This is a genomic window from Variovorax flavidus (assembly GCF_030317145.1).
Taxonomy (GTDB): domain Bacteria; phylum Pseudomonadota; class Gammaproteobacteria; order Burkholderiales; family Burkholderiaceae_C; genus Variovorax; species Variovorax flavidus.
Genome location: NZ_JASZYE010000003.1, coordinates 896,498 through 922,015, shown reverse-complemented (window position 1 = coordinate 922,015; position 25,518 = coordinate 896,498). Strand labels below are relative to the sequence as shown.

The following is a 25,518-nucleotide window of genomic DNA, read 5'->3' as shown; positions in this document are numbered from 1 at the left end:
CGACCGTCCATGCACGAAACGAACTTCTCCCTGGGCGCGGGAAGCATCTTCACGCTGATGTTCGTCATGCTCGGGCCGTTGAAGGTCATCGGACCTTTTGCCAAGCTCACGCACGAGATGGACGACGCGGCGCGCAAGAAGATCGCGGTCCGTGCCTTCGTGATCGCCCTCGTCGCGGTGATTGCAGGCGCCCTCGTGGGGCGGGCACTCCTGCAGAGCTGGTCCATCTCGCCGCCCGCGCTCCTGCTTGCGGGAGGGGCCATCTTCTTCGTCGTGGGCATGCGCGTGGTGCTGGAGCAATATTCGCCGGCGTCCACACCGCCGCCGCACTTGCCGGATTCACCGATGGCGGCGGCCATGCGCATCGCCTTTCCGACCGTGGTCACGCCCTACGGCACCGCGTCGGTCATCGTGCTGCTCGCGCACACGCACGAAGTGGAGCGCATGCTGACGATCTTTGTCATCGTGGTCGGCGTGATGCTGTTGAATCTTGTCGCCATGCTCTTTGCGCGCCGCATCCTGGGCGGCGTGACGGCCATCGTGCTGGAGATCCTCGGAGCCGTGCTCGGCGTGCTCCAGGTGGCTCTTGCAGTGACCATCATCCTGTATGCACTTCACGATCTGGGAGTCATGAATGCCTGACCAAGAACCACTGATGGGTCCGGGATCGGAGTCGGAGCGCATCTCGGTCGAGCTGTCTTCACGCCGCACCGGCATGTCGTTCCAGCGCACCCGCATGAGCGCGGACCGCACCTTGATGTCCGTCATCCGGACCTCGCTGTCGCTGATCGGCTTCGGGTTCACCATCTTCCAGGTGTTCCAGAAACTGCACGACGCGGAAGTCCTCAGGAGCAGCGAGGCGGCGCGCCACTTCGGCGTCGCGCTGGTGCTGCTGGGCATTGCGATGCTGGTCTCGGGCATCGGCTATCACTGCTTCTTCATGCTCGGGCTGCGCAGGGAACGCCAGGCGATGAAGGCACAGGGGCTCGTTCATGCCGAAAGCCAGTTCCCGGTATCCCTGACGCTGGTCGTTGCACTGCTGCTTCTGGTCATCGGCTTGCTGGCGGTCGCCAGCATGGTGTTCCACAGCGGGCCCTTCGGATGAGGGCGCTCCCCATGTTCGTCCGGACGAAAGCAGACATGTTCGGCAACTTCGAAGGCATCATCGCGATCATCGTGGGGCTCACGGTGGCGATCGGTGCCAGGCTCATGCCGCGTCCGGCCTGGCTGGCGCTCGCAGGGCGCGCCGAGATGCAGATCAAGACGCCGTTGGAACCGACGAAAGGCGCGTGAAACGCTAGCCCGCCAGGGCCAAAGGGAAGGCAGTCAGTCGCGGCATGACCTCCGATTCCGAGCCAACGAGTTCGCCGCCCGGCGCGCCGACGGATGCTGCCGGCGAGCGCTCGGTGGCAGAGCGTCGGCATCTGCTGCGGTTTCTGCTGCGACTCGGTCACCTGCTGCTGGCCACGGGCGCGCCGGCCGGGTTGGTGGAGACGACGCTTCGGCGCGTGGCTCGCGTCAACCGCGTCGAGCATTTCAATGCGCTGGCGCTGCCGACCGTGGTGTTCGTCAATTTCGCGGAAGAGGATTCGCTGCAGATCGAATTCACTGCCGAGCAGGGCCTCATCCTGCGATTCGACCAGATCGAGGCGACCCATGAACTGGCCCGCGACGCGGAGCGCGACCCGATCGACCCGGCCGAGGGCTTGAAGCGCATCTACGCCATCCTCTCGATGCAGCCCCGGCTCGGATTGGCGTGGGGCGTGCTGGGGCATGTGATGGTCACGGTCGGAATCGCCCTGGTGCTGCGACCTGCCGCCGACGTGGTGGGGGCCGCCGCGTTCTTCGGGCTGGTGGTTGGCGTGCTCAAGGTGCTGGCGCGCAACCGCGGAATCATCACGACGCTGCTGCCGACCGTCGCGGCCTTCGTCGTGGCGCTGGTGTCGCTGCTCGCGGCGCAGCATGGATTTGCAGCGAGTCCCATCTACGTGCTCGTCGCGTCGCTCGTGACCTTTCTGCCCGGCGGAACGCTCGCGATCGCGACGGTCGAACTGGCCTACGGCGACATCGTTTCAGGCGGCACGCGCTTCGTGTCCGGCTTGCTGCAACTCGTGTTTCTCGTGCTGGGCATGCTGGCCGCCGCGTCGATCGTCGGCCTGCCGCCGGACAAGCTGCTCACGCCAGGACCGGAAGGTGCGGTTCGCGCCTGGGCGCCATGGCTTGGCGTGCTGCTGTTCGGCGTGGGGCACGTGCTTCACTACTCGGCGCGACTTCGGACCCTGCCGTGGATGCTGGCGCTCCTGTGCGTCGCACAGGCGGGACAACTGATAGGCAATGCGGCGTTCGGCGGCTACATGAGCGGCTTCTTTGCTGCCATGCTGATCACGCCGGCGTCGTACATGGTGCAGTACCGCCTCGGCGGCCCGCCTTCGATGGTGACTTTCACGCCCGCACTGTGGTTGCTGGTGCCCGGATCGCTCGGCCTGATCGGCATGGCCGAACTCGTCGGCAACGATCGTCTGGCAGGCGTGGAGAACTTCGTGGCGACGCTGTTCTCGATCGTTGCGATCGGCCTCGGATCGGTGATCGGAACGGGCGTTTACAACGCCTTGTTCGAACCGGTTTTTCAACGCGCCGGAACCATGGCCAACGTCATGCTTCGCTACCTCCGGCTGCGCCGATGAAGCCTTGTTCGCGTGATCTACGGGATCGCGGCGTAAGCCACGATCTCGATCTTCATGCCCGGCACCACGAGGCCCGCCACGCCCATGCTGGAGCGGTTCGGATAGTGTGGCTCGAAGAACTCGCGGTACACGCCGTCGATCGCCGGCATGTCCTTCACGTCCGTCATGTAGATCAGCACCTGGGTGACGTCACTCAGGTCGCCGCCGGCCGCGCGCACCGCTTGCCGCAGATTGGCGAAGGTCAGGCGCGCCTGATCCTCGATGGCCCCCGTGTCGATGCTGCCGTCGGCACGCACAGGTCCGTGGGCAGTGAACAGCAGGTTGCCTGAGGCCTTCACGGCCCAGGAAAACGGTTGCTTGAGCGGCGGCAAGCCGGTGTCGACGACTTCCTTCATGTCAGCCCAGTACGGCCGCCATGGCGCGCGCCACATGGTCCACGTTTCCGGTGGTCAGCCCCGACAGGCACATCCGGCCTGAACGCACGAGATAGACCGCATGCTCCTCGCGCAGGCGGTTCACCTGCTCTTCGCTCAAGCCGGTGTAGCTGAACATGCCGCGCTGCGTGACGAGGTAGTCGAAGTTGCGTCGGCCCTGGAAGGTTTCGTTGAGCACCGCATGCAGGCGCTCGCGCATCGCGCGGATGCGCTGGCGCATCCCGGCGGTCTCGTTCGACCATTGCGCGAACAGCGCAGGGTCCTGCAGCACGCGGGCGATCACGCGCGCGCCGTGCGTCGGCGGTGTCGAATAGTTGCGTCGCACCGTCGCCTTGAGCTGGCCCAGCACGATGTCGGCCGCTTCGCGGTCGGCGCAGACCACGCTCAACCCGCCGCAACGCTCGCCGTACATCGAGAAGTTCTTGGAGAACGAGTTGGCAACCAGGAACTGCAGGCCGGCATCGGCCATGGCGCGCACCGCGAAGGCATCGTCGTCGAGGCCGTCGCCGAAGCCCTGGTAGGCGATGTCCACGAAGGGAATCAGGTCGCGCTCGCGCAGCACCGGGATGAGGACTTGCCACTGGGCGACAGACAGGTCGACGCCAGTCGGGTTGTGGCAGCTGGCATGCAGCAGCACGACACTGCGGCGGGGCAGGGCGCTCAAGGACGCAAGCATGTCATCGAAGCGCAGGCCACCGGTGTCGGGGTCGTAGTACGGATAGGTGTGCACTTGCAGGCCTGCGCCTTCGAAGATGGCGTGATGGTTTTCCCAGGTCGGATCGCTGACCCAGACGCCCGCCTCGGGGAAATAGCGGTGCAGGAAATCGGCGCCCACCTTCAGCCCACCGGAACCGCCCAGGGTCTGCAGCGTGGCGATGCGGCCGCTGGTGGCAGCTTCATGTCCGGCGCCGAACAACAAGCGTTGCACGGCCGAGCGAAAGTCGGCCATGCCTTCGATCGGCAGGTATGGGCGCGGGCCGATGTCGCCGAGCAGCGCGCTTTCGGCCTGGCGAACGGAGGGCAGCACGGGCAGCCGGCCTTCGTTGTCGAAGTACACGCCGATGCTCAGGCTGACCTTGTGGGGGCGGGCGTCCTTCTGGAACGACTCCATCAGGGACAGGATCGGGTCGCCTGCGTAAGGCGGGACGTGAGCGAACAGGGAGGGAGCAATGGTGGTCATGGTGCGAGAGCAAGGATGGCTATCTTTGAATTTTCAGTTCTCTGGTTTTTGAAGCCAACAGATTTTTACTTTGCGCATAATTCATCCGTATATTCGAATAATTGAGGTTGAGTTATGCAAATCGAGTTGGATCACATCGATCGGCAACTGATGGCGGCCCTGCAGCAGAACGCGCGCTTGACCACCGGCGAGCTGGCGCAGATGACGGGTCTGTCGCAATCGCCGTGCTGGCGCCGCATCCGGCGCCTCGAGGAGTCGGGCCTGATCGACGGCTATCACGCGCGCCTGAGCCGCCGCGGGCTGGGCTATGGCGTGGTGGCTTTCGTGAGCATCAGCATCGATCACCAGAACGAACTGCGCTCAACGGCGTTCGTCGATGCCGTGCGTGCGATCCCGGAGGTGCTGATGTTCCATGGCATCACCGGCACGGCGGACTTCCTGCTGATGGTCGTGGCCCGCGATCTGGATGCGTATTCGGAGCTGTTGCAGAGCAAGCTGCATCGGCTGCCTGGGGTGAAGCAGGTGCAGACGAGCTTTTCGTTGCAGGAGTTCAAGCGCTTTGATGACCTGCCGATTCCGGCGGCTGGCGCTTAGTATCTGCGGGCCCGTGAAGGGCTGAGACGGTTGGTGGAGAGGAGGAGGATCGAACTCCCGACCTCCGCATTGCGAACGCGGCGCTCTCCCAGCTGAGCTACCCCCCCAACGCAAGCAGAATTCTAACCAGAAGCCGGCGTCCGGTGCAGGCGCCGGCTGCGGCGTGCCAAGATGCGCGCCTCGCCAACTCCGGAGCAAGAAGAATGGTCTCGTACGATCCCGCCTGGCTGGACCGCATGTACAACAACCGGGTGCGCGTACCGGGCCACCCCGCGTACCTCGAACGCTGGGCCACGGATTCCGCGGCACTCCGGGCCTCGATGCCATGCAGCGTCGACCTGCGCTATGGCGACGGGCCTGGCGAGACGCTCGACATCTTTCCCGCGCCGGTCGTGGATGCGCCCGTGCTGGTGTTCGTTCATGGCGGCTATTGGCGCTCGCTCGACAAGAGCGACCATTCGTTCATTGCCCGGGCGTTCAACGATCGCGGCGTGTGTGTCGTGGTGCCCAACTACGCGCTATGTCCCGGCACGCCTGACCAGCCTGTGGGCATCGCCGACATCGCCCTGCAAATGGTACGTGCGCTCGAATGGACCTGGCGAAATGTCGCGGCCCACGGTGGCGATCCTTCGCGCATGACCGTTGCCGGACATTCGGCTGGCGGGCATCTCTCCGCGATGCTGCTCGATTGCGACTGGAAGGCCGTGGCGCCGGATCTGCCGGCAGGGTTGGTTCGCAACGCGCTGTCGCTCTCCGGCCTCTACGATTTGCGGCCGCTGCAGCACGCGCCCTTCATCGCGGATGCGCTCCGGCTGACCGACGCCGATGCGCTGCGCCTGAGTCCGGCGCTCTGGCCGGCGCCGAAGCGCGGCCCGTTCTACACGGTCGCCGGTGGTGACGAAAGCGAAGAGTTCATCCGCCAGAACACGCTGATCCGCGATGCGTGGGGCCGCAAGGCAGTGCCCGTCTGCGAGGTGCTTCCGGGGCTCGACCACTTCAGCATCGTGGATGCCCTGGCCGACCCTGGCCAGCGGCTGCACGGTCTTGCCGTGCAACTGCTCGAAGCCTGAGCCGCGCTGGCGGCGGCCTCACATCAGGAGGTGTTCGCCCGCGTTGTCTCCGCCCAGCGTGACGTAATTGACCTTGCGGATGTCCATGAGCTTGCGGCCGCCCGCGTAGCTGATGGAGCTCTGGATGTCCTGCTCCATCTCGACCAGTGTGTCGGCGAGCTTGCCCTTGATCGGTTCGAGGATGCGCTTGCCTTCGACGTGCTTGTACTCGCCCTTGTTGAAGTCGCTGGCCGAGCCGTAGTACTCCTTGAAGAGCGTGCCGTCGACTTCCACGGTCTGACCCGGCGATTCCTCGTGGCCTGCGAAGAGCGAGCCGATCATGACCATCGACGCGCCGAAGCGGATGCTCTTGGCGATGTCGCCATGGTCGCGGATGCCGCCGTCGGCAATGATCGGCTTGGTCGCCACGCGGGCGCACCACTTGAGCGCCGACAGTTGCCAGCCGCCCGTGCCGAAGCCGGTCTTGAGCTTGGTGATGCAGACCTTGCCCGGGCCGATGCCGACCTTGGTGGCGTCGGCGCCCCAGTTCTCCAGATCGATCACCGCCTCCGGCGTGCCAACGTTGCCCGCGATCACGAAGGTCTTCGGCAGCTTCTTCTTGAGGTACGCGATCATGTTCTTCACGGTGTCCGCATGGCCGTGGGCGATATCTATCGTCACGTATTCCGGCGCCAGGCCGGCGGCGGCCAGCTGGTCGACCGTGTCGTAGTCCGGCTTCTTGACGCCCAGCGAGATCGAGGCGAACACGCCCTTGGCGTGCATGTCCTTCACGAACTGGACGTTGTCCAGGTCGAAGCGGTGCATCACGTAGAAATAGCCGTTCTTCGCGAGCCAGGTGCAGATGGTCTCGTCGACCACCGTCTTCATGTTGGCGGGCACCGTCGGGATGCGGAAGCTGCGGCCGCCGAGGGTGACGCTGGCGTCGCACTCGGAGCGGCTTTCCACCACGCACTTGCGGGGCAGCAGAAGAATGTTGTCGTAGTCGAAGATTTGCATGAGATCCAAGCTCCTTGAAAAGGGTCGTCGCCGAAGGATTTCGGCGGCGATGGGGCGCTTGGCTTGGAGACCGGATTTGCGGGTGCGCCGTGGCGGCGCGACCGAACCCTGCTGTGCGCAGGCACAAAAAAACCGGACGTCAAGAAACTTGGGCCCGGTGACTGATTCTACCCGCCCGACCCGGCGCATGACTTCTGCCGCTTCGTATAACCCCCATACGCAGTGCTTTCTACAATCGACGGATGTTCACCGACCTCGCGGCCGCCGCAGATTCGCCGCTGCTTCAAAACCTCAACCCGGAGCAGCGCGCCGCCGTGACGCTCCCGGCCGGCAATGCACTGATCCTCGCCGGCGCCGGCTCAGGCAAGACGCGGGTGTTGACCACCCGCATCGCATGGTTGCTGCAGACCGGCCAGGTGTCGCCGGGCGGCATCCTGGCCGTCACCTTCACCAACAAGGCGGCGAAGGAAATGATGACCCGGCTGAGCGCGATGTTGCCGGTCAACGTGCGGGGCATGTGGATCGGCACCTTCCACGGGCTGTGCAATCGTTTCCTGCGCGCGCACTGGAAGCTCGCCAACCTGCCGTCCACCTTCCAGATCCTCGACACGCAGGACCAGCTCTCGGCCATCAAGCGGCTGATGAAGCAGTTCAACGTCGACGACGAGCGCTTTCCGGCCAAGCAGACGCAATGGTTCATCGCCGGCGCCAAGGAAGACGGCCTGCGCCCGCGCGATGTCGAGATCCGCAGCGACGACGACCGCAAGAAGGTCGAGCTCTACCAGCTGTATGAAGAGCAGTGCCAGCGCGAAGGCGTGGTCGATTTCGGCGAGCTGATGCTGCGCAGCTACGAGCTGCTGCGCGACAACGACCCTGTGCGCGAGCACTACCAGCGGCGCTTCCGCCACATCCTGATCGACGAGTTCCAGGACACCAACCGGCTGCAATACGCGTGGATCAAGATGCTCTCGGGCACCACGGCCGACGGCCGCTTCATTCCGGGCGACAACAGCGTGATCGCGGTCGGCGACGACGACCAGAGCATCTATGCATTCCGCGGCGCGCGCGTGGGCAACATGGCGGACTTCGTTCGCGAGTTCGATGTGTCGCACCAGATCAAGCTGGAGCAGAACTACCGCAGCTACAGCAACATCCTCGATTCGGCCAACGAGCTGATCAGCCACAACAAGAAGCGCCTGGGCAAGAGCCTGCGCACCGACCAGGGCCCCGGCGAGCCGGTTCGCGTCTACGAGTCGACCAGCGATTTCGCCGAGGCCCAGTGGATGGTCGAGGAGATGCGGCAACTGGTACGCGACGGCATCGACCGCAAGGAGATGGCCGTGCTCTACCGCAGCAACGCGCAGAGCCGGGTGATCGAAACGGCGCTCTTCAATGCGGCGGTGCCGTACCGCGTGTACGGCGGCTTGCGCTTCTTCGAGCGCGCCGAAATCAAGCACGCGCTGGCGTACCTGCGGCTGCTGGAGAACAAGGACGACGACACCAGCTTCCTTCGCATCGTCAACTTCCCGCCGCGCGGCATCGGCGCGCGCAGCATCGAGCAGCTCCAGGACGCGGCTCGCGCGGCCGGCCGGTCGCTGCACGACGCGGTGAGCGCGGTCGGTGGCAAGGCCGGCGGCAATCTCTCGGCCTTCGTCGCCAAGATCGACGTGCTGCGCGAGCAGACGCAGGGCATGTCGCTGCGCGAGATCATCGAACTCGTTCTGGACCACAGTGGCCTGGTCGAGCACTACAAGGCCGATCGCGAAGGCGCGGATCGTCTCGAGAATCTGGACGAACTGGTCAACGCCGCCGAGAGCTTCGTCACGCAGGAAGGCTTCGGCCGCGATGCGGTGGCGCTCCCTGTCGACGAACTGCGGCAATCACCCGCCAGCCAGGGCCTCGATCCGAATCGCCCCCTCATCGACGAAGCGCTGGCGCCTGATGCGGAAACCGGCGAAACGCTGAGCCCGCTTGCCGCGTTTCTCACCCATGCCGCACTTGAATCAGGCGACAACCAGGCGCAGGCCGGCCAGGATGCCGTGCAACTGATGACCGTGCATGCCGCCAAGGGGCTCGAATTCGATTGCGTGTTCATCACGGGCCTGGAAGAGGGCTTGTTCCCCCACGAGAACTCGATGAGCGACTACGAAAGCCTCGAGGAGGAACGTCGCCTGATGTACGTTGCCATCACGCGCGCCCGAAAGCGCCTGTACCTGAGCCATTCGCAGACGCGCATGCTGCACGGCCAGACCCGCTACAACGTCAAGAGCCGCTTCTTCGAGGAACTGCCCGAGGGCGCGCTCAAGTGGCTCACGCCCAAGAACCAGGGATTCACCCCGTCGGCCTTCGGCTATGGCGGCGGCTACGCCACCACGCGCGGCGGTGGCGGCAGCTACGGCAGCAAGGACACCTTCGCCAGTCCGCCCGTGCCCCCGCAGAAGGCCGCGCCGTCCCATGGACTGCGTTCAGGCATGCAGGTGTTCCACAACAAGTTCGGCGAAGGCACGGTGACGGCGCTGGAAGGCAGCGGCGACGACGCCCGCGCGCAGGTGAATTTCCCCCGCCATGGCGTCAAGTGGCTGGCGCTCTCTGTGGCTAAGCTGACGCCCGTCTAACTGGGTTCATTCCTGAAATGAATCGCGGAAGGTAAACCACGTGCTGGTGAAGAACATCGCCGCCATCACCAGCGCGCCGCCGACCATCACCGCGCCACCGGCCGCCGAAGCGCCTTCACCCATCCCCATTACGCCCACGGCCACGAGCAGCGTCGCGAGCAGGCTCAGCACGATGCCCGCGCCGATGAAGACGCCGACCCAGACCAGGCCGAAGACGGTGAGCGCGCCAAAATTCTTGAAGCAGGCAACGAAGCTGAAGAACAGGCTCTTGGCTGGCGGCACGCGATGCCAGTGCACCAGCGCCGGCGCATGCCAGAAGGCCAGCGAGAGCGGCAGGTACAGGCCCATCGCGATCCAGAGCGCCACCTGGAATTCAGTGGTTTCGGCCAGTTCGCGGGTGAGCGGACCGCCGAGCAGGTAGACCCGGGCGAACTGGCCGCCATCGGCCAGGGCGGAGATGGCCATCACAACGAGGAACAGCGCGGCATAGAGCGCGCCCAGCACCGCCATCGGCCGCACGTCCGCGCGAATGGCATTCAGCGCGGCCATGAACACCGCTCCCGCGGGCGGCTTTTCCGGACCCGCGGCCTGCGCGGCGGCGGCCATCAGGCCCAGAGTCATGGTCGGCAGCAGCATCAGCGCGAGGGCGGCGCCGATCAGCGGCACCTGCGACGCGATCGACACCATCGCCATGAAAAAGAAGAACAGCGAAATGAAGGCCAGCGGCTGCCGTGCGAATGCCTGGAGGCCGGTGCGGACCCACAGCACGCCGGTGCGCGCCGGCACGAGATTGAGTTTCATCGGATCGGGTCAGGCGGCCAACGGTTCGGCGCCGCAGTCGAACTCGAAGCTCGCATGGGCACGTTCGCGCAGCACGCGTTCGAAGTGGGTCGGGTCGTGGGCCTTGAGCATGCTCGCCTCGCGCGGCAGGTAATAGTCCCAGAGCCTCGAAATCCAGAAGCGCAGCGCGGCGGCGCGCAACATGGCGGGCAGCAGGGCGCGCTCGGGGCCGGTCAGGGGTCGCACAGTGCCGTACGCCGCGAGCAGGGCGTCGGCGCGCGCGGTGTCGTGGCGGCCGCTCGCGAGGTCGATGGCCCAATCGTTCAGGCACACGGCCAGGTCGAAGAGCCAGGTGTCGGCGCCGGCGAAATAGAAGTCGAACACGCCGGTCAGACGCGGCGCGTCGGCGCTGGCATGCGTGTCGAACATGGCGTTGTCGCGGAACAGGTCGGCGTGCACCGGACCACGCGGCAGCGCCGAATAGGCCGAGGACTCTGCCACGTGGTTCTGGTAGGCGAGCTCGCTGCGCAGCAGCGAGGCCTGCGGGGCTTCCAGATAGGGCAGGACCACGGGCGCGGTGTCGTTCCACCAGGGCAGGCCACGCAGATTGGGCTGGATGCGGGGATAGTCCCGCGCCGCAAGGTGCATGCGGGCCAGCAGGCGGCCGAGTTCGGCGCAATGGGCCGCCGTGGGCGACAGTTCGCTCTTGCCCTTCAGGCGTTGCACGATGGCGGCCGGCTTGCCTGCCACCGTGTGCAGCAGTTCGCATGGGGCGTTGGCCGGAATCGACAGCGGATGGCCAGAGGGCGCCGCGATCGCAGGGTCGGCCACCGGCTCGGGCACCGGGAGACCGCGCGCCGCGAGGTGCTTCATCAGACAAAGGTAGTACGGCAATTGCTCGGCGCCGAGGCGCTCGAACAGCGTCAGGACGAACTCGCCCGACTCCGTCGTCGCGAAGTAGTTGGTGTTCTCGATGCCACCCTCGATCCCCTTGAGTTCGGTGAGGGCACCCAGGCCGAGGCGACGCACCAGTGCGTCGGCTTCGTCGAATCCGACTTCCGTGAAAACCGCCACTGCGCGCTCAGAACTTGAAGACGTTCCACCAAACCCGGGAACCGCTCTCGCCGGAACTCTGGTCGGATTGCCCCTGGTTGCGCACGCGTTCCGTTTCGTTGGGCATCACCTGGTAGGACGGTCCGTTGGCGGGCTTCACGGTGATGTTTTCGGTCTGGCCGCCGACACGGAGTTCGTCGACCGTCGCGTTGCGGTCCTCGACGTGAATACGCTCGATCTTCTGGTTGTGGCGCCCCGCAGCCTTGTCCGGATCCGGTTGCGCCTGGCCGGGCGTGGCGGCAGGTGGCTGCGGATTCTGTGCGAACACAGCGGCGGTCGGCGCGGCGCAAGCCAGCACCAGCGAAACAAGCCGGGTGCGGCGAACGAGGAGCGTGGAGGAGGACATGAAGAGATTGTAGGTCCGCGTTCCCGTCAGGGGTACAACTAAGTGAGGATCTTCCGCGGCGTCCGGGGCGGCCGGCGCGGCACGGCAAAATGCCCCGATGACCGACAAGAAAACGCTGCTGCTCGTCGACGGATCGAGCTACCTCTACCGTGCCTTCCATGCGATGCCCGACCTTCGCGCCGTACCGGGGGACAACAGCAGCCCCGCGACCGGCGCCATCCGGGGAATGATCAACATGATGCAGGCCCTCCGCCGAGAGGTACGGGCCGACTATGCGGCCTGCATCTTCGACGCGCCGGGCAAGACCTTCCGCGACGATTGGTATCCCGACTACAAGGCGAACCGCTCGCCGATGCCCGACGATTTGCGCAGCCAGGTCGAGCCGATTCATCAGGTGGTCAGGATGCTCGGCTGGCCGGTGCTCTGCGTGCCCGAGGTCGAGGCCGACGACGTGATCGGCACGCTCGCCCGCACGGCCGCCAGCCAGGGCATCGAGGTGATCGTGTCCAGCGGCGACAAGGACCTGAGCCAGCTGGTGGACGAGCACATCACCATCATCGACACGATGAACGGCAAGAAGCGCGACGTGGCGGGCGTGACGGCCGAATTCGGCGTGCCGCCCAATCTGATGATCGACTACCAGACGCTGGTGGGCGACACCGTCGACAACGTTCCCGGCGTGGAAAAAGTCGGCCCCAAGACGGCCGCCAAGTGGCTGCTCCAGTACGGCTCGCTCGACGGCGTGATCGCGCATGCCGCCGAGGTCAAGGGCCAGGCAGGCGAGAACCTGCGCAAGGCGCTCGACTGGCTCCCGCAGGGGCGGCGGCTCGTGACGATCCGCACCGATTGCGATCTGGATGGCCATGTCAGCGGCCTTCCCGCGCTCGACGCGATCGCCATCGGCCCGCAGCAGACGGACGGCCTGAAGACTTTTTACGAACAGTACGGTTTCAAGAGCCTCGTGAAGACGCTGGAGGCGCACGAGGTGCAGCCCGAGTTGATCGAGGAAAACAAGAAGCGCAAGGGTCCGCAGGGGGGCACCGGCCTCTTCGACGATCCGAGCTTCGAGGCCGCCTCCAAGGCGACCAATCTGGTCTACGACACCGTGATGGCCTGGGACGTCTTCGATGCCTGGCTTGCGAAGCTCGAAGCCGCCGAACTGGTGGCGATCGACACGGAAACGAACTCGCTCGACGAGATGCGCGCCGAGATCGTCGGCCTGAGCTTCAGCGTGAAGCCCGGTGAAGCGGCCTACATCCCCGTCGGCCACAACTATCCGGACGCGCCCGTGCAATTGCCGCGCCACGAGGTGCTCGCGAAGCTCAAGCCCTGGCTCGAGGATGGCGCGAAGAAGAAACTGGGCCAGCACGTCAAGTACGACCGCCACGTGTTCGCGAACCACGGCATCGAGGTGAAGGGCTACGCCCATGACACCATGCTGCAGAGCTACGTGCTCGAAGTGCACAAGCCCCATGGGCTTGCCAGCTTGGCGGAGCGGCACCTGGGGCGCACCGGCATCGATTACGAAGACCTGTGCGGCAAGGGCGCGCACCAGATCCCGTTCAGCCAGGTGTCGATCGAGAAAGCCGCCGAATACTCGTGCGAAGACTCCGACCAGACGCTCGACGTGCATCTTGCGCTGTGGCCGCAACTCGAAGCGAACGAAAAGCTGCGCTTCGTCTACGAACTGGAGATGGCGTCGAGCGAAACGCTCTACCGTATCGAGCGCAACGGCGTGCTGATCGATGCGCCCACCCTGTCCGCGCAGAGCAACGAACTCGGCAAGCGCATCATGGCCCTGGAGCAGGAGGCCTACGAACTCGCTGGCCAGCCCTTCAATCTCGGATCGCCCAAGCAGATCGGCGAGGTGTTCTTCACCAAGCTGGGCCTGCCGGTCGTCAAGAAGACGCCGAGCGGCGCGCCGAGCACGGACGAGGAGGTGCTGGAAAAGCTCGCCGAGGATTTCCCGCTGCCAGCCAAGATCCTCGAGCACCGGGGCCTGTCGAAGCTCAAGGGCACCTACACCGACAAGCTCGGCCTGCTGGCCAATCCACGCAGCGGCCGCGTGCACACGCACTACGCGCAGGCCGTGGCCGTGACGGGTCGGCTGTCGAGCAACGACCCGAACCTGCAGAACATCCCGATCCGCACCCCCGAGGGACGCCGCGTGCGCGAAGCCTTCGTGGCGCCGGCCGGCAGCGTGATCGCGAGTTCGGACTACTCGCAGATCGAACTGCGCATCATGGCCCACATCAGCGGCGACGAGTCGCTCTTGCGTGCCTTCACCGAGGGCATCGACGTGCACCGCGCGACGGCGGGAGAGGTCTTCGGCGTCGCGGTGGACCAGGTGTCGAGCGAGCAGCGCCGCTATGCAAAGGTCATCAATTTCGGCTTGATCTATGGCATGAGCAGCTTCGGCCTCGCGCGCAACCTGGGCATCGAGACCAAGGCGGCCGCTTCCTACATCGAGCGGTACTTTGCGCGCTATCCCGGCGTGAAGCAGTACATGGACGAGACGAAGGCGCTCGCGAAGCAGAGGGGCTACGTGGAGACCGTCTTCGGCCGCCGCCTCTATCTGCCCGAGATCAATTCGCCGAACGGGCCGCGCCGCGGCGGAGCCGAACGCGCCGCGATCAACGCGCCGATGCAGGGCACCGCGGCGGATCTCATCAAGCTCAGCATGGTCAAGGTGCAGGACGTACTCGACGCCGAAAAGCGCGGTACGAAGATGATCATGCAGGTGCACGACGAACTGGTGTTCGAAGTGCCCGAGGGCGAGGTCGAGTGGGTGCGCACCGAGATTCCGCGCCTCATGGCCGGCGTGGCGGATCTCAAGGTGCCGCTGCTGGCCGAGATCGGGTTTGGCCCGAACTGGGACAAAGCCCACTAGATTGGCTCGCCCCCAGGCTGCGCGCACTTTGTGTCGCTTCGCCTTCCCCCTGGCCGGGGGCAATGCCTGCGGACCGGCGGAGCCGGGTCCGCGGCATTTCTGGATTTTTTTTGGCGTTGAGGAGATTTTGGAACCAATGAACACTGCTATTGCTACGGGGCGGAAGGCCTTTTTGTTCGCTGCGCTCGCGGCGGCCTGTGCGTGCGCTTTTGCTGCGCCTGATCAGCGCATCGCTTCGCTGGCTGCGAAGGAGAAGCCGGCGTTGCTGGAGACGCTCAATCAACTGGTCTCGATCGAGTCGGGCAGCCGCGATCTGGAAGGACTCGACAAGATTGCCAACCTGATCGCGGACAAGTTCAAGGCGCTCGGCGGGCAGGTCGAGCTCATCGATCCTTCGGCCGATGCGTATCGGATGGAAGACACGCCCGAGAAGATCGGCAAGGTGATGCGTGCGACGTTCAAGGGCACGGGCACGAAGAAGATCATGCTGATCGCGCACATGGACACCGTCTATCAGATCGGGATGCTGAACAAGCAGCCGTTCCGGGTCGAGGGCGACAAGGCCTATGGGCTCGGGATCGCGGACGACAAGCAGGGGATCGCGGTCATCGCGCACACGATCGCGTTGCTGAAGGCGATGGACTTCAAGGAATACGGCACGCTCACGGTGCTGATCAACGGTGACGAGGAAATCAGCTCGCCCGGCGCCCGCACGCTCATCACGCGCCTGGGCGGGGAGCACGATGTCGTGATGTCGTTCGAGGGCTCCTCGGTCAAGGAAGACAAGCTCTCGCTCGCCACCGCGGGCATCGCGTCGGTGACGCTCAACGTCACGGGCAAGGCCTCGCACGCAGGCTCCGCGCCCGAGCTGGGCGTGAACGCGCTGTACGAGCTGTCCCACCAGATCCTGCAGATGAGGGACCTGTCCGATCCGGCGACAGGCCTCAAGATGAACTGGACCGTTTCGCGCTCGGGCTCCAATCGCAATGTGATTCCGGCGACCGCCACGGCCGGTGCGGATGTTCGGGTGCTGAGGGTCAGCGACTACGACCGCATCGAGCAGCAGGTTCAGGAACGCGTGAAGAAACAGCTCATTCCGCAGGCCATGGTCGAGATGAAATTCGAGCGCCGCCGTCCGCCGCTGGAAGCCACGGATGCCTCGCGCGCCCTGGCGTTGCATGCGCAGCAGATCTACAAGGAACTCGGCAAGGAACTGGGCGCGGACGACAAGGTCGCCGGCGGCGGCACCGATGCAGCGTTCGCGGCGCTGAAGACCAAGGCGGCCGTGGTCGAGCGCTTCGGGCTGCAGGGCTTTGGCGCACATTCGGCCGATGCCGAGTACGTGCTGGTCGATTCCATCGAGCCGCGGCTCTATCTTGCGGCGCAGCTGATCATGGACATCTCGCGCGGCAAGGTGTCGGCACGGCCGGCTCCCTGAGGTCCGGCGGTCCGGTTCTGTCTGCTGCCATGCGTCTCCGCCACATCGAGGTTTTCAACGCCATCATGCTCACGGGGAGCGTGAGTGCGGCGGCACGGCTCATCAACATCACGCAGCCTGCGGTCAGCCGGACCTTGCAGCATGCCGAGATCCAGCTCGGGTTCTCGCTGTTCCAGCGAGCCAAAGGTCGACTGACGCCGACCACCGAGGCGCTGGCGCTGTATCCGCACATCGAGCGGTTGTTCGCGCAACTCGACGAGGTACAGCGGCTCGCGGCCAATCTGCGAACTGGCAGCGATGCGGGAGAGCTGCGCATCCTCACGGTGCTGGCACTGAGCTACGAGGTGCTGCCGCGCGCGCTCAAGCGTTTCCGGGAGAAGCATCCGGGCATCGCGGTGATCGTCGAGTCGCTGCATTCGCCGCAGATCATGTCGGCGCTGTTGTTGCAGGAGGCGGATGTCGGCTTCGCATTCAGTCCGGCAGTGCATCCGTCGCTCACCCAGGAGTCGGTTGCCGACAGCCGCATGGTGTGCATCGCGCCCAAGGGCATGCTGTCGCGCGCGCTGCTGCGCAATGGATCGGTGGCGCTTCACGATCTGGTGAACCTGCCGGTGGTGGGGCTGGACAGCCGCGATCCGGTCGGGACCAGCCTGAGCCAGGCTTGTCGGCAGGCGGGCGTTGGGTTTCAGCAGGCGGTCGTGACGGTGCAGACGTACCACGCGGCGCTGGCGATGGCGCACCACGGGTTGGGGGTCGCGCTGGTCGATGGATGCACCGCGAATTCTGCAGATCGATCCAAAGTGGATGTGCTGACGCTGGAGCCGCACATACCGGTGCCGATTCGTGCGCTGCGATTTGCGGGGAGGCCGGATTCGGTGGCTGTGCGGAGCATCACCCGGTTCATGCGCGAGGCGATTGAAGAGATGAGTTGATGGGGTTGGGGCGGGAGGCGCGCCGCCTACCGGGCGCCGGCCGCAGTCGCGACCTCGCCAAGTTCGTGCGCCACCCTCCGCGCCGACCCGAAAGCCAGCGTGAAGCCGAGCGCCCCATGACCCGTGTTGAAGAGCATGTTGACGGGCGCCGGACCAACCCGACCGACGATCGGAACGCCCGTCGGCGTGGCCGGCCGCATTCCAGTCCAAGGATGCAATTCATCAAGCCGGCTGGCGTCAGGAAACACGGCGCGGGTAGCCTCCGCGAGCGTCTCGATGCGCGTGGCCGGAATGCTGGCGTCATGCCCGACCAGTTCGGCCATGCCCGCCACCCGCAGCCGTGATCCGATGCGCGCGAACACGACCTTGCGGGCGCTGTCCGTCACGCTGACGTGCGGTGCCGCGCCCGGCGCCGGATCGACGTCCACCGTGATGCTGTAGCCCTTGAGCGGATAGACCGGCAAATAGGCTCCCAACTGGCGCCCGAGCCTGTGCGACGCCGAGCCCAGCGCCATCACGAAGGCATCCGCTTCCACATCGCCCGCCGCAGTCTGCACCGCCGCCACTCGCCCGCGGCGCACGTCGAAACCCTTGATCTCCGTGTCGAGCATGAATCCGACACCTCGCACCCGCAAGGTATTGACGAGCTCCGTGCATACCTTGAGACAGTCAGCCGCGCATTCGCTCGGCGTGTGGATCGCACCGGCCATCTGCCCCTGGTAGGAGGCCAGCGCCGGTTCGATGGCGACGCATTCCTCGGGCGTCACCAGGCGCTGCTCGCTGCCCAGTGCCCGCTGCAATTCGAGCTGTCGGCGCGCGCCCTCGAGCGACGACGCGCTGGCATACAGCACCAGCTTGCCCGTCGCCGAGAAATCGCAATCGGGCGCGATGTCCGCGCGCATCTCCTCGAACGCAGCGCGGCTCTGCGCCGCCATGGCGAGCAGGCGAGCCGTCGTGTCGCGCGAGGTTTCCGCGTTGCAGGCCGCCAGGAAAGCCATGCCCCAGCGCCACTGCAACGGATCGAGCTGCGGTCGCAGCTTGAGCGGGGAGGAGGGCGAAAGCAGCAGCTTTGGCAACTGCTTCCAGATCGACGGGTCGGCCAGCGGCTGCACGTAGGAATAGCTCAACTGCGCGCCGTTGCCGCCGCTTGCGCCTGCGCCGGGGGCGGCGCGGTCGATCACGATCACCTCGTGGCCGTCGCGGTTCAACTGCCACGCGGTCGCCAAGCCCACGATGCCGGCACCCAGCACGCACACGCGCATGACGCTTCCTCCTCTTGAAGTTCGAATGCGCCGACTCTAGGTGGCGCGCGCTCCGTCTGGAAATGCCAAAAACATCGCGGCCCATAGCCAAAGCTCATGGGACGGCGCAGCCATAACATTTGGTCATGGGCTTGGGTGCAAAAGGAATTGTGACGGACGGGCGAATGCTTCCTACACTTCGTTTCACTTCAAATTCGAAAGGGCTCGCATGAAACTATCCGCATTGATGGCCGCCGTCCTGCTTTCCGCTGTCGTCACGGGCGCCCAAGCCGCCGACACCCTGGCCAAGATCGCCGAATCCGGCAAGATCACCCTGGCTTACCGGGAATCGTCGGTGCCTTTCAGCTACCTCGACGGTCCGAACAAGCCGATCGGTTTCTCGGTCGAGCTGTCGAATGCGGTGGTGGACGCGGTCAAGAAGAAGCTCAACAAGCCCAATCTGGAAGTGGCGCTGATGGCGGTGACCTCGCAGAACCGCATCCCGTTGATCACCAACGGCACCATCGACCTGGAGTGCGGTTCCACCACCAACAACTCTGCGCGCGGCAAGGACGTGGCCTTTGCCATCAACCACTTCTACACGGGCACGCGGCTGCTCGCGAAGAAGTCATCGGGCATCAAGAACTACGGCGACCTCGCGAAGAAGACCGTGGCCAGCACCACCGGCACCACCAACGCCATGGTCATGCGCAAGTACAACACCGAGAAGAACCTCGACATGGACATCGTGCTCGGCAAGGACCATGCCGATGCCTTCCTGCTGGTGGAAGGCGACCGCGCCGTGGCCTTCGCGATGGATGACATCCTGCTCTTCGGCCTGATCGCCAACGCCAAGAATCCGGCCGACTTCGAAGTGGTGGGCGATGCGCTGCAGGTCGAGCCTTACGGCTGCATGCTGGCGAAGGACGATCCGGCCTTCAAGAAGGTGGTGGACGACACCATCATCGGCCTGATGAAGAGCGGCGAATTCGAGAAGATGTACAACAAGTGGTTCATGCAGCCGATCCCGCCCAAGGGCGTGCCGCTGAACCTGCCGATGAGCCCGCAGCTGCGCGAGAACATCAAGACCCCCAGCGACAAGCCGGCGACCTGAGCACACCCGAGGCTTGGGAGCACACCCCCAGGCTTGCCCACTTCGTGTGGCCGCCTACCCCCTTGCAGGGGGCAACACCGGCGGACCGGCGGAGCCGGATCCGCGGTGTTTCTGGAAGAGGCTGGGAAGGGGCGTGAACGAAATGAGCGCACGGCAATGACACGAGTAGTTGGCATCCTTGGCGGGATGGGGCCGGCGGCGGGCGCGGATTTCGTGCGTCTGTTCGTCGATGCCTGCGCGCGCCGGATGCGGGCGCGCGGCGAGACGGTGCGAGACCAGGGCTTTCCGGAGCACTGGCTCGCGCAGGTGCCGGTGCCGGATCGCAGCGGCGCACTGGAGGCGGAGGGCCTGGGCGCGCATCAGCCGTTGGAGCCGATGCTGCAGGCATTGGGGCGGCTGGCGGCGTTGGGCAGCCGGGCGGTGGCGATTGCCTGCAACACGGCCCATGCGTGGCACGCCACCCTGCAGGAACGCTTTCCGCAGATCGAGGTACTGCATGTCGCGCGCGAGGTGTCGGCCCATCTGGCGGCGCAAGGCGTACGGGACGTGGCGTTGATGGCGACCGAAGGCACCTACCGCATCGGTCTCTACGAGCAGGCGATGGCGGACGCCGGCATGGCGTGCCACCTGCCGCTGGCCGAGGAGCGGCGAATGCTCATGCGCGGCATCTACGATGGCGTGAAGGCGGGCGACATGCCGTTGGCGCAGGCCTGCTTCAGCGAGGTCGCGCTGCAGCTCGCGCGGCGCCATGGGCCGGTGGCCATTGTCATGGGATGCACCGAGATCCCCCTGGGGCTGGAGGGCTCGGCGGCGGTCGGCGGGCTGCGCCTCATCGACCCGGCGCGGGTTCTCGCGACCGCGCTCGCGGCACGGGCCTATGAAGAGGCTTCTGCGCCGGCCTTCCGCGCCGTCGCCTGATCGCCTACATTGCGGCCTGCGCGTCGTGCGCCAGGCCCATTGTCCGATTCAACAGGAGTTCGCCCGTATGCCTCGTTCCGAGAACGCTTCCGATCTGCAAGCCGATTTCGATTCGCTCCGCCCCGGCGACAGCACCGAGCAAGGCGCCACGCGCCGCACGGCGCTCAAGGCCGCCATCGGCGTGGGCTACGCGGCCGCCACCTTGCCGATTGCGGCGCAGACCGTCGTCAAGACGTCCGACGAAGGCCTCCGGGCCGGCCCCATCAAGTACACGGTGAACGGCTTCGAGGTGCCGGCCTATGCCGCCGCGCCGGCCGGCAAGACCGGCTTGCCCGTGGTGCTCGTGGTCCAGGAAATCTTCGGCGTGCACGAATACATTGCCGACACCTGCCGCCGCTTCGCCAAGGCCGGCTATCTCGCCATTGCCCCCGAGCTTTACGCGCGACAGGGCGATCCGAAGGGGTACACCGACATCCCGAAGCTGCAGGCCGAAATCGTCAGCAAGGTGCCTGACGCGCAAGTCATGGCCGACCTCGACGGCGCGCTCACGTACGCGGCCGCGAATGGCGGCGACGTGCAGGAAGCAGCCATCACGGGCTTCTGCTGGGGCGGGCGCATCGTCTGGCTCTATGCGGCCACGGGCAAGGTCAAGGCCGGCGTCGCCTGGTACGGCCGGCTCGTCGGGCAGCCCTCGGACCTGACGCCCCGGCATCCCGTCGACGTCGCCGCCCACCTGCAGGCGCCGGTGCTGGGCCTGTACGGCGGCAAGGACCAGGGCATCCCTCTTGACACGGTTGATAAGATGAAAGCCGCCCTGGCAACCGGCACACCGGCCGCCAAGGCGTCGCAGTTCGTCGTGTACCCCGAAGCGGGCCATGCGTTCCATGCCGACAACCGGGCCAGCTACGTCAAGGAAGCGGCCGAGGACGGATGGAAGCGCGCCCTGGCCTGGTTCAAAGCCAACGGTGTGGCCTAGCCGCATCCGCCAGCCGCTTTCAATCGAAAGCCGTCCGATGGACGGCTTTTGTTTTTGCCACCATTGCGCAAGCAGTCATGAACTTGTTAGCCATCATCGCCGCGACCCTGGTCGCAGGCATCGGAAGTGTCTGGATCGCCGCGCTGCTGTTGCGCGTGGGCGTGCGCAGCGGCGCCGGCGGCGTGAATCCGCAGCATTTGTTGAGCCTTGCCGCCGGCGCACTGTTGGCGACGGCCTTCATGCACCTGCTGCCTGAAGCCTTCGAGAGCCACATCGCGCCGGCCGTGCTGTTCGGCGTGCTGTTGTTCGGGCTGGTTTTCTTCTTCCTGCTGGACAAGGCGGAGTTGTGGCACCACGGGCATGAGCATCACCACGGCGAGCACGCCGACGGACATGGGCACAGCCGGGCCCATGCGCACGATCATGATCATCACCACCACCCGCATGCCCACGACCATGCGCACGATGCCAAGGGTGGTGGCTGGGCCGTCCTCACCGGCGACAGCGTGCATTGCTTCGGCGACGGCATCCTGATCGCCTCGGCCTTTGTTGCAGACCTGCGCCTGGGCCTAGTGGCCGCGATCGCCGTGCTCGCGCACGAGGTGCCTCACCACATCGGCGACCTGGTCGTGCTGCGGCAAAGCTCGTCCAACCAGCGCGTGGCGCTCGTCAAGGTCTCGCTGGCCGGGACGATGACGGCGCTCGGCGGCCTGGCGGGCTGGTGGCTGGTCGATCAGTTGCATGGCTGGCTGCCGTACTTCCTGGTGCTGGCGGCCAGCAGCTTCGTCTACGTGGCGTTGGCTGACCTGATCCCGCAACTGCAGAAGCGGCTCCCGGCGCGGCAGACGGCCCTGCAGATCGTGTGGCTGGCAATCGGCATCCTCCTCGTCACGCTCGTGAGTCGCTTCGCGCATGCCGACCACGACCATGCGCACGGCGCTGCTGCCGATCCGGATCACGCGCACGAGGCGTCCGACCACAAGCACTGAGTGGACACCCGCGGCACTTTCTGACACGCTTGTTGCCCCTTCGCCGAAGTGGCTGATTCGGCTGGGACCCACACTCGGGGTGCATCATGCGAAACATCAGTCAGCCAGGAGTCCCGATCATGATCAGCGCCGACCCCCCTCTGCGTCCCGGAGAAACCGCAGACGAACCCGAGATCGACGAAGCCGAAGACACCTTGCCCGAGGACGACGAGGCGTTCGACGAAGACGAATCCGAAGCGACCGACGAGCTTTCCGAAGAAACCGGCATCGACCTGACCGATGCCAGCGAACTCGATGCGGACAACGTGCCCGCCGACGAAGAATTCGACCGTGTCATCCAGGCACCTGATTGAATTGGCTCGCCCCCAGGCTTGCCCACTTCGTGTGGCCGCCTACCCCCTGCCGGGGGCAATACCGGCGGCCCGGCTGAGCCGGTTCCGCGGTATTTCTGGAATGCCGGGTTAGTCTTCCAGGGTGAAGCCGGCCTTGATGGTGACTTGCCAGTGCGCAACTTTGCCGTCGACCACATGGCCGCGCGTTTCGGTCACCTCGAACCACTGGATGTTGCGAACCGATTCGCTGGCCTTGGCGATGGCGCGCAGCACCGCATCGTCGCTGCTCGTCGGCGATGAGCCGGTGAGTTCGAGGAGCTTGTAGACGTGATTGGACATGGGGGCCTCCAGTCGCAGGGGGACGTGCGGATTGCACATGCCTCGCCGCGCCATGTTGGCACGTCATGGGCGGTCGGCACTCCTAGTTGAAACCCGGGGCTTGCATGCCCTTGTCCCGCATTTGCTTGCGGCCGCACGGGCGTGAAATATGCTTCCCTTCGCCTTTCAACTCCGACATTCCTGAAATGATGAACAAGCGCTTTCCCGGTGCCCTCTCTTCCATGGCACTGGCCTGTGGTCTCGTGTTTGCGGCCGTGACGGCGCAGGCGGCGCCCGATGCCAGGCTGCTCGCAGCAGCGGAAAAGGCACAGCCCGCGGTGATCGACAACCTCAAGGAAATGGTGCTGATCGAATCAGGCAGCCTCAACGTCGACGGCCTGATGAAAATCGCGAGCGTGATCGAAGCGCAGCTCAAGGGCATCGGCTTCAAGACCGAGCGTCGCAAGGCCACAGCCGGCGCGGGCGCCGACATCGTCGTGGGCACGCTCAAGGGCACAGGCAAACGCAAGATCATGCTGCAGGCGCACATGGACACCGTGTACGCGCAGGGCATTCTTGGCACGCAGCCGTACAAGGTCGACGGCAATCGCATCTATGGCCCAGGCATCGCCGACGACAAGGGCGGCATCGCGGTCATGCTCGCTTCATTGAAGATCCTCGCCGACGCAGGCTGGCGCGACTACGACACGCTCACCGTGCTGTTCAACCCGGACGAGGAAGTCGGCTCCGTCGGTTCGGGCGACCTGATTTCCACCCTGGCCGACCAGCACGACACCGTCCTGTCTTTCGAGCCGACCGCGGCGAAGTCGGTGGCCAAGGGCGAGTCTCTGCTGCTCGGTGCCGCCGGCATTGCGACGGCCACGCTGGAGGTCAAGGGCCGCGCTTCGCATGCCGGCGCCGCACCCGAACTGGGCCGCAATGCGCTTTACGAATTGGCCTACCAGATGCTGCAGACCAAGGACATTCCCAAGGAAACGCCCGGCGCCACGCTGAACTGGACGGTGGCGAGCGCCAATGGGCCGCTCAACCAGATCACTGCCAAGGCGCAGGCACTGGGCGACATCCGAATCACGCAGCCCGGCGCCGAGAAAAAACTCGAAGCCGCGCTGCAAAGCAAGCTCGCCAGCGGCAAGCTGATTCCCGACACCGAAACCACGCTGAAGGTCGAAGTGGGTCGCCCTGCATTCGTCGCTGGCGAAAAGGGGGCAGCACTCGCTGCCAAGGCGCAAGCCATCTACAAGGAAATCGACCGCGACCTCGGACTGGCCCCGATGACGGGCGGGGGTACCGATGCCGGCTTCGCGGGCCGTTCGGGCAAGGCGACCGTGCTCGAAAGCTTCGGCCTCGCGGGCTTCGGCTACCACGCGAAGGACGAGTACATCGAAGTCGATTCGATCGTTCCGCGGCTGTACCTCGTCACGCGGCTGTTGACCGAGATCGGCAAGCAGTGAGCCTCCCGGCGGCGGAGATGCAGATCAGGCTCGACGATCTCTCGGGGCCGGAGATTCGTGCGTTGCTGCAGGCGCACCTGCGCAGCATGCACGAGCTTTCACCGCCGGGCAGCATTCACGCGCTGGACATCGACAAGCTGCGACAGCCGGATGTCACGTTCTGGACCGTGTGGGAAGGCACCGAGCTGCTGGGCTGCGGTGCGCTTCGAGAGCTTTCGCCCAAACACGGCGAAGTCAAGTCGATGCGAACCTCGGAAGCGCATCGCGGACGAGGAGTCGCACGCGCCGTGCTCCAGCGCATCATCGAGGAGGCGCGGGCGCGAACCTACGATCGGTTGAGTCTGGAGACAGGCCGGATGAAGGCGTTCGAACCGGCGCAGAAGCTGTACGAGTCGCTCGGCTTCACGTACTGCGCTCCCTTCGGCAGCTACCTCGATGACCCGCACAGCGTCTTCATGACGAAGTCGCTCTAGCGCAGGCCCCTGCTACTTCGCGCCGCCGGTGTACTTCGTGACGCTGTCGGCCGTGACGTGATAGCCGCTCACGCCCATCATCGAATCGTTGCGCAGGGTCTGCAGCTTGCCGGTGACCCATACCGTGTCCATGGCGCGGAACTTCGCGCCTTGCTTCGGGCGCACGTGCAGGATCTGGTTGGCCGGGGGCGGCGGAGTGTGAATGCAGGCGCCGAAGTAGGGCACCAGCAGGAACTCGGTGACCTCGCCCTTGTTCTCTTCCAGCGGCACGATGAAGCCGGGGATCTTCACCTCGACCCCGTTCATCGCGGCGTTGGTCGGCGCGTTGTTCGACATGTCCTGCAGTTTCATCAGCATCTCGTTGGCGCGTGGGTCGCTGTCGTCGAGCTTGCTGAGGTCCACGCCCTTGAGTTCCTTCATCGGATCCCAGTCCTTGGGCACCAGTTCTTCCCACGAGATGACCCGCGGCTGGCCCGGCGCGGCCTTGGCGTCGGCGGGCTTGCCGCCGAGCGGGTTGGTCGGGGAGGTGGCCTGGGGCGAGGGCTCGGCGGCCCATGCGCTGCCGGCGATGACGACCGCGAGAAGGAAGGAAACGGGAAGGCGCAATGTCATG

Annotated in this window: 26 protein-coding genes and 1 tRNA gene; 17 read left to right on the top strand and 10 right to left on the bottom strand. The window is 65.5% G+C overall.

Going from position 1 to position 25,518, the window contains the following annotated elements:
* Positions 1 to 9: 9 nt before the first annotated feature.
* From QTH90_RS19640 to QTH90_RS19625, 4 genes are read left to right on the top strand one after another with little or no spacing between them, the layout of a single operon-like run.
* Positions 10 to 642: a MarC family protein gene (locus QTH90_RS19640; RefSeq protein ID WP_286666231.1), complete on the top strand. Its 633-nt coding sequence runs from the start codon at positions 10 to 12 to the stop codon at positions 640 to 642.
* Positions 635 to 1,105 carry a YidH family protein gene (locus QTH90_RS19635; RefSeq protein WP_286666230.1) on the top strand — a complete coding sequence of 157 codons (471 nt, stop codon included), beginning with the start codon at positions 635 to 637 and terminating at the stop codon, positions 1,103 to 1,105. The genes QTH90_RS19640 and QTH90_RS19635 overlap by 8 nt, the downstream gene beginning before the upstream one ends.
* 35 nt (positions 1,106 to 1,140) lie before the next feature.
* Positions 1,141 to 1,293, top strand: a complete 153-nt coding sequence (locus QTH90_RS19630) for a hypothetical protein (RefSeq protein ID WP_286666229.1) — start codon at positions 1,141 to 1,143, stop codon at positions 1,291 to 1,293.
* Positions 1,294 to 1,337: 44 nt separating this feature from the next.
* Positions 1,338 to 2,684, top strand: coding sequence for a threonine/serine exporter family protein (locus QTH90_RS19625; protein ID WP_286666228.1), 1,347 nt, complete (start codon positions 1,338 to 1,340; stop codon positions 2,682 to 2,684).
* Between the two features lie 17 nt (positions 2,685 to 2,701).
* Here the strand turns inward: QTH90_RS19625 and QTH90_RS19620 are convergent, their stop codons facing one another.
* Both QTH90_RS19620 and QTH90_RS19615 read right to left on the bottom strand, forming a co-directional pair.
* Positions 2,702 to 3,079, bottom strand: a complete 378-nt coding sequence (locus QTH90_RS19620; protein ID WP_286666227.1) for a RidA family protein — start codon at positions 3,077 to 3,079, stop codon at positions 2,702 to 2,704.
* Between the two features lies 1 nt (position 3,080).
* Positions 3,081 to 4,277, bottom strand: coding sequence for an amino acid aminotransferase (locus tag QTH90_RS19615; RefSeq protein ID WP_286666293.1), 1,197 nt, complete (start codon positions 4,275 to 4,277; stop codon positions 3,081 to 3,083).
* Positions 4,278 to 4,412: 135 nt separating this feature from the next.
* On the opposite strand from QTH90_RS19615, the gene QTH90_RS19610 reads away from it, so the two are divergent.
* Positions 4,413 to 4,892, top strand: coding sequence for an Lrp/AsnC family transcriptional regulator (locus tag QTH90_RS19610; RefSeq protein ID WP_286666226.1), 480 nt, complete (start codon positions 4,413 to 4,415; stop codon positions 4,890 to 4,892).
* A 31-nt stretch (positions 4,893 to 4,923) separates the two neighbouring features.
* On the opposite strand, the gene QTH90_RS19605 is transcribed toward QTH90_RS19610, so the two are convergent.
* Positions 4,924 to 4,999 (bottom strand) — tRNA-Ala (locus QTH90_RS19605).
* Between the two features lie 96 nt (positions 5,000 to 5,095).
* On the opposite strand from QTH90_RS19605, the gene QTH90_RS19600 reads away from it, so the two are divergent.
* Positions 5,096 to 5,962, top strand: a complete 867-nt coding sequence (locus QTH90_RS19600; protein ID WP_286666225.1) for an alpha/beta hydrolase — start codon at positions 5,096 to 5,098, stop codon at positions 5,960 to 5,962.
* Positions 5,963 to 5,980: 18 nt separating this feature from the next.
* Here QTH90_RS19600 and QTH90_RS19595 read toward each other — a convergent pair whose 3' ends face one another.
* On the bottom strand, positions 5,981 to 6,958 hold the full coding sequence (locus tag QTH90_RS19595) for a GMP reductase (RefSeq protein WP_286666224.1): 978 nt from the start codon (positions 6,956 to 6,958) through the stop codon (positions 5,981 to 5,983).
* A gap of 242 nt (positions 6,959 to 7,200) precedes the next feature.
* Here QTH90_RS19595 and QTH90_RS19590 point away from each other — a divergent pair, with 242 nt between their 5' ends.
* The gene (locus QTH90_RS19590; protein ID WP_286666223.1) at positions 7,201 to 9,573 is read left to right on the top strand and encodes a UvrD-helicase domain-containing protein; all 2,373 of its coding nucleotides are present in this window, start codon (positions 7,201 to 7,203) and stop codon (positions 9,571 to 9,573) included.
* Between the two features lie 6 nt (positions 9,574 to 9,579).
* Here the strand turns inward: QTH90_RS19590 and QTH90_RS19585 are convergent, their stop codons facing one another.
* The 3 genes from QTH90_RS19585 to QTH90_RS19575 are packed head-to-tail and all read right to left on the bottom strand — an operon-like array spanning position 9,580 to position 11,812.
* Positions 9,580 to 10,374, bottom strand: coding sequence for a BPSS1780 family membrane protein (locus QTH90_RS19585; RefSeq protein WP_286666222.1), 795 nt, complete (start codon positions 10,372 to 10,374; stop codon positions 9,580 to 9,582).
* Between the two features lie 9 nt (positions 10,375 to 10,383).
* On the bottom strand, positions 10,384 to 11,427 hold the full coding sequence (locus tag QTH90_RS19580) for a homoserine kinase (RefSeq protein ID WP_286666221.1): 1,044 nt from the start codon (positions 11,425 to 11,427) through the stop codon (positions 10,384 to 10,386).
* Between the two features lie 7 nt (positions 11,428 to 11,434).
* Complete coding sequence (locus tag QTH90_RS19575) at positions 11,435 to 11,812, bottom strand: hypothetical protein (RefSeq protein WP_286666220.1); 378 nt, start codon at positions 11,810 to 11,812, stop codon at positions 11,435 to 11,437.
* A 97-nt stretch (positions 11,813 to 11,909) separates the two neighbouring features.
* Between QTH90_RS19575 and polA the strand changes: the two genes are divergently transcribed.
* From polA to QTH90_RS19560, 3 genes are all read left to right on the top strand, one after another.
* Positions 11,910 to 14,702, top strand: coding sequence for a DNA polymerase I (polA, locus tag QTH90_RS19570; RefSeq protein ID WP_286666219.1), 2,793 nt, complete (start codon positions 11,910 to 11,912; stop codon positions 14,700 to 14,702).
* 136 nt (positions 14,703 to 14,838) lie between these two features.
* The gene (locus QTH90_RS19565; protein ID WP_286666218.1) at positions 14,839 to 16,140 is read left to right on the top strand and encodes a M20/M25/M40 family metallo-hydrolase; all 1,302 of its coding nucleotides are present in this window, start codon (positions 14,839 to 14,841) and stop codon (positions 16,138 to 16,140) included.
* A gap of 29 nt (positions 16,141 to 16,169) precedes the next feature.
* Positions 16,170 to 17,072 (top strand): LysR family transcriptional regulator, encoded by a 903-nt coding sequence (locus QTH90_RS19560; protein WP_286666217.1) that lies wholly within the window; start codon positions 16,170 to 16,172, stop codon positions 17,070 to 17,072.
* A 26-nt stretch (positions 17,073 to 17,098) separates the two neighbouring features.
* On the opposite strand, the gene QTH90_RS19555 is transcribed toward QTH90_RS19560, so the two are convergent.
* Complete coding sequence (locus QTH90_RS19555; RefSeq protein ID WP_286666216.1) at positions 17,099 to 18,334, bottom strand: D-amino acid dehydrogenase; 1,236 nt, start codon at positions 18,332 to 18,334, stop codon at positions 17,099 to 17,101.
* Positions 18,335 to 18,542: 208 nt separating this feature from the next.
* On the opposite strand from QTH90_RS19555, the gene QTH90_RS19550 reads away from it, so the two are divergent.
* The 5 genes from QTH90_RS19550 to QTH90_RS19530 all read left to right on the top strand — a co-directional run bounded on the left by QTH90_RS19550 (position 18,543) and on the right by QTH90_RS19530 (position 22,663).
* Complete coding sequence (locus tag QTH90_RS19550; protein WP_286666215.1) at positions 18,543 to 19,427, top strand: transporter substrate-binding domain-containing protein; 885 nt, start codon at positions 18,543 to 18,545, stop codon at positions 19,425 to 19,427.
* A 156-nt stretch (positions 19,428 to 19,583) separates the two neighbouring features.
* Positions 19,584 to 20,345, top strand: a complete 762-nt coding sequence (locus QTH90_RS19545; protein WP_286666214.1) for an aspartate/glutamate racemase family protein — start codon at positions 19,584 to 19,586, stop codon at positions 20,343 to 20,345.
* A gap of 67 nt (positions 20,346 to 20,412) precedes the next feature.
* Positions 20,413 to 21,321 carry a dienelactone hydrolase family protein gene (locus tag QTH90_RS19540; protein WP_286666213.1) on the top strand — a complete coding sequence of 303 codons (909 nt, stop codon included), beginning with the start codon at positions 20,413 to 20,415 and terminating at the stop codon, positions 21,319 to 21,321.
* Positions 21,322 to 21,398: 77 nt separating this feature from the next.
* The gene (locus QTH90_RS19535) at positions 21,399 to 22,310 is read left to right on the top strand and encodes a ZIP family metal transporter (protein WP_286666212.1); all 912 of its coding nucleotides are present in this window, start codon (positions 21,399 to 21,401) and stop codon (positions 22,308 to 22,310) included.
* A 119-nt stretch (positions 22,311 to 22,429) separates the two neighbouring features.
* Complete coding sequence (locus QTH90_RS19530) at positions 22,430 to 22,663, top strand: hypothetical protein (protein ID WP_286666211.1); 234 nt, start codon at positions 22,430 to 22,432, stop codon at positions 22,661 to 22,663.
* 108 nt (positions 22,664 to 22,771) lie between these two features.
* Here QTH90_RS19530 and QTH90_RS19525 read toward each other — a convergent pair whose 3' ends face one another.
* The gene (locus tag QTH90_RS19525) at positions 22,772 to 22,981 is read right to left on the bottom strand and encodes a dodecin (RefSeq protein ID WP_286567257.1); all 210 of its coding nucleotides are present in this window, start codon (positions 22,979 to 22,981) and stop codon (positions 22,772 to 22,774) included.
* 188 nt (positions 22,982 to 23,169) lie between these two features.
* Here QTH90_RS19525 and QTH90_RS19520 point away from each other — a divergent pair, with 188 nt between their 5' ends.
* Positions 23,170 to 24,432 carry a glutamate carboxypeptidase gene (locus QTH90_RS19520; RefSeq protein WP_286666210.1) on the top strand — a complete coding sequence of 421 codons (1,263 nt, stop codon included), beginning with the start codon at positions 23,170 to 23,172 and terminating at the stop codon, positions 24,430 to 24,432.
* A 17-nt stretch (positions 24,433 to 24,449) separates the two neighbouring features.
* On the top strand, positions 24,450 to 24,905 hold the full coding sequence (locus tag QTH90_RS19515; RefSeq protein ID WP_286666209.1) for a GNAT family N-acetyltransferase: 456 nt from the start codon (positions 24,450 to 24,452) through the stop codon (positions 24,903 to 24,905).
* 12 nt (positions 24,906 to 24,917) lie between these two features.
* Here the strand turns inward: QTH90_RS19515 and QTH90_RS19510 are convergent, their stop codons facing one another.
* Entirely contained in the window at positions 24,918 to 25,517 is a 600-nt protein-coding gene (locus QTH90_RS19510; RefSeq protein WP_286666208.1) for a DUF3299 domain-containing protein, read from the bottom strand.
* Position 25,518: the final 1 nt, after the last annotated feature.